At 73.5% G+C, this 3,630-nt stretch carries 2 protein-coding genes; both read left to right on the forward strand.

Annotation, left to right across the window (positions count from 1 at the left end):
- Window positions 1-1,945 (forward strand): YcaO-like family protein (locus tag ACFV4N_RS41370; RefSeq protein ID WP_499678159.1); only part of this gene is annotated, 1,945 nt, incomplete at its 5' end.
- A 118-nt stretch (window positions 1,946-2,063) separates the two neighbouring features.
- Complete coding sequence (locus ACFV4N_RS41375) at window positions 2,064-3,593, forward strand: ABC transporter substrate-binding protein (protein WP_499678160.1); 1,530 nt, start codon at window positions 2,064-2,066, stop codon at window positions 3,591-3,593.
- The last annotated feature ends 37 nt before the right edge of the window (window positions 3,594-3,630 follow it).

Below are 3,630 nucleotides of genomic sequence, written 5' to 3' on the forward strand. Positions count from 1 at the left end.
GGGCACCGCGCTGCTCCTGCTCGGCGACGATGCGCTGACGGCGTTGGCCGCCGAGCTGGCGGACGGCTCGGAGTGGCGCGAGGTGGTCCGGACGAGCGCCGAGGAGCTGTCCGACGCGCTGGACGCCGCCGGCGACGCGGTGGTGCTCGCCGTGCGCGACCGGATCGACGTGCCGTTCCTCGAATGGCTCAACGACCTGTGCGCCGGGCGCGGCACCCGGTGGTCGCAATTCCACGTGAGCGAGGGCAAGGGCTGGGCCGGTCCCACGGTGCGCCCCGGGTTCACCCCGGACTACCGGGACCTGCTGGGCCGCAGGCGCACCGCCGCCGACCGGCTGGACGTGCTGGAGGCGCTGCTGTCGCCCACCGTCCACGGCGCGGCCTACCTGCCGCCGGTGTCCGAGCTGCGCTGGATGCTCGGCTACCTGCTGATCGACCTGGAGCGCTGGGTCGCCGGCGCGCCCGACCGCACCACGTGGGCCGAGGTCGAGCTGAACCCGGTCGACCTCCAGGTCGTGCGCCACCCGGTCCTCCAGCTCCCGGACCGCCCGCTGGACCCCTCCGTGGTCCCCGAGGGCGAGACCGCGGACTTCGACGCGCTGTGCGACACCCGCACCGGCCTGATCACCGGCCTGCCCCTGTTCCCGCACCACGAGTCCGTGCCCGACCGCCTGATCACCGTGCAGAGCAACGTCGCCGACATGCGCCGCCTCTACACGTGGGCCAACAACATGGTCTGCGGCGGCAGCAAGTTCGACGACGGCGAGTCCGCCCGGCTCTCGGCGATCGGCGAGGCGGTCGAGCGCTACTGCGGCAACGCCATCACCGACAAGGTCAAGGTGCGCGAGGCGAGCTACGCCCAGCTGCGCGACGCGGGCGAGTACGCGCTGGACCCCGACCGGCTGGTGCTCTACTCGGACCGGCTCTACGACTCGCCCGGCTTCCCCTTCGTCCGGTTCGACGACCAGCTGACCACGCACTGGGTGCGGGGCTGGTCGCTCACCCGCGAGGAGCCCGTCTGGGTGCCCGCCAGCACGATCTACGTGAACTGGTACATCGGCGAGTTCTCCGCCACGCCGCCGACGAACTTCCTGTACTACCCGGGCATCGCCGCCGGCCCGTCGCTCGACTGGGCGGTGGCCTCGGGCATCGAGGAGATCATCGAGCGCGACGCGACGATGATCTGGTGGATGAACGGCCACCCGCTGCCGAAGGTGAAGATGACCTCGGAGCTGTCCGCGCTGTGGGCGGGCACGCCGGAGCGCCTGGGGCAGAAGCCCTACCTGATCCACCTGGACAACGAGTTCGACTTCCCCGTGTTCGCGGGCGTGCTGCTCAACGAGCGGGAGGGCTACGTCAACGTCGGCTTCGCCGCCCGGCCCGACCCGGTCGACGCCGCCCGCAAGGCGTGGGCCGAGGCGCTGACCCTCCAGGACGGCAGCCGGGACATGGACCAGCCGGGCGGCCTGACGCGCGGGGCCATCCAGGAGGGGTGGATGACCCTGGAGCTCAAGCCCTACCGGGAGGACCGCCGCTACCTCGACGACTACGCGCCGGACTTCCACGACGTCAACGACCTCATGAACCAGCAGCAGGTCTTCCTGGACCCCAGGGCGGCGGACCGGGTGCGGCCGTGGCTCGACCCGGCCGGCGAGCGCGAGTTCGACAGCGTGCCCAGCTTCGGGGCGCGCAGCGCCGACGCCTACCGCGAACTGGTCGAGTCCCGCGGCTACGAGGTCATCTACGTGGACCTGACCACCCAGGACGTCGCCCGCGCCGGGCTGCGCGTGGTGCGCGTGCTCGTGCCGGGCCTGGTGCCGAACTTCCCCGCCGCGTTCCCGTTCCTGGGCAAGCGGAGGATCCAGGACGTGCCGGTGCGGCTGGGCTGGCGCGACGAGCCGCTGGCGGAGGAGGACCTGAACTACGTCCCCATCCCGCACGCCTGAGCCGCCGGCGCGCCGACCAGGACCTGAGGAAGAGCCGCTCGCCCCGTGGGAACCAGACCTCCGCGTCGTCCGACTACCTGGACGACGATGAAAACCGGAGTCGAGGTCTGGAGTTCCCATGGGGCGTGTCGGCCTGCGAGCCCTCCTGCCCGTCCTCCTGCTCGCGCTGTCGGCGGCCCAGGGGTGCGCGGGCGGTCCCGCGTCCGACCAGCCGGCCGACTCGCTGCGGATCGCGACCCCCGAGCAGCGCCTCGACCTGAGACCGCGCGGGCTCATGTACTCCTGGGCCAGCTACGGCGTCGGCGAGCAGTTGATCAAGCCGAGCCCGGACGGCACCATGCGCCCCTGGCTGCTGGAGCGGTACACCCGGGAGTCGCCGCTGGTGTGGCGGATGCGCGTGCGCGAGGGCATCAGGTTCCACCACGGCGGCGCGGTCGACGCGGAGGCCGTCGTGGCCGCGCTGCGGCGCACCGCCGAGGAGAGCCGGAGCAAGGACTCGATCGCGACCGGGACGCTGACCGTGACCGACCCGCTGGAGTTCACCATCACCACCGACGAGCCGGATTCGCTGGTGCCGCACGACCTCGGCGCGCTCTACCGGCACTACGTCGTGTACGACGTCGCCGCGGCGGACGCGGCCGGCGAGGACCAGGGAGCGCTGGCGCGCGCCGGTCTCTACACGGGCCCGTTCAAACCGGTCGAGGTCACCGACCGGGAGGTGGTCGCCACCCGGTTCGAGGACTACTGGGGCGACCGGCCCGCGCAGCGGGAGCTGAGGCTGGCCGCGATCACCGACCCGAACGCCAGGGTGTCGGCCGTCCGCAACGGCGAGGTCGACATCGCGATGAACCCGCCGACCACCGCCGCGGCCCTGGACGGCACCGGTGTGACCTACCGCCGCGCGCCGATCGCGAACCGCGGCGTGTTCGCCCAGCTGAACCTGACCGCCGCGCCGTTCGACGACCCGGCCGTCCGGCGCGCCTTCCTCGCCGGGGTGGACTACGCGAAGCTGACCGAGGCCGCGGGCGGGGGAGTGCTGCGCCCGGCGAGCGGCCTGTACCCCGCCGAGCTGCCGTTCTCCCGCGAGACCCAGGTCCGGGCGCCGGACCGCGCGGAGCGGGCGCTCGGCGAGGCCGGGTGGACGCGCGCGGGCGACGGTCCCCGCACGCGCGGCGGCGCCGCGCTCAAGGTGTCCCTGCTCTACCAGTCCGGCGAGAGCGACCACGAGTCGCTGGGGCTCGCCGTCCGGGACCAGTTGGCGCCGCTCGGCTTCGACGTCGAGCTGACCGCCGTGGACGACGTCTACGACAGCACGGGCTGGCCCGTCGGGTGGTCGGTCGCGCTGGTGACGCTCCAGTTCGACGGCAGCAACCCGACCGAGGTGCTCGGCGCCTACCTCGGCGACGGCTGGGCCAACGCCGGCAGGGCGACCAGCCCCCGGCTCGCCGAGCTGATCGCCGGCCTGCGCACCGCCGAACGGCAGGACGAGGTGCTGGGGCGGGTGCAGGACGAGGTGGCCGCGGGCGGGTACGGCGGCGTGCTCGCGTTCCAGGGCGCGGACCTGGTGACCGGCCCGCGGCACGCCGACTTCCCGGCCGACCCGATGGCGCTGCTGCTGGCGCCGCCCGACGAGCGGCTGGCGCCGTGAGGGGAGCGGCGCGCAGGCTCGGGCACGTGGTGGTGAC

The organism is Actinosynnema sp. NPDC059797 (genome assembly GCF_042732085.1).
GTDB lineage: Bacteria > Actinomycetota > Actinomycetes > Mycobacteriales > Pseudonocardiaceae > Actinosynnema.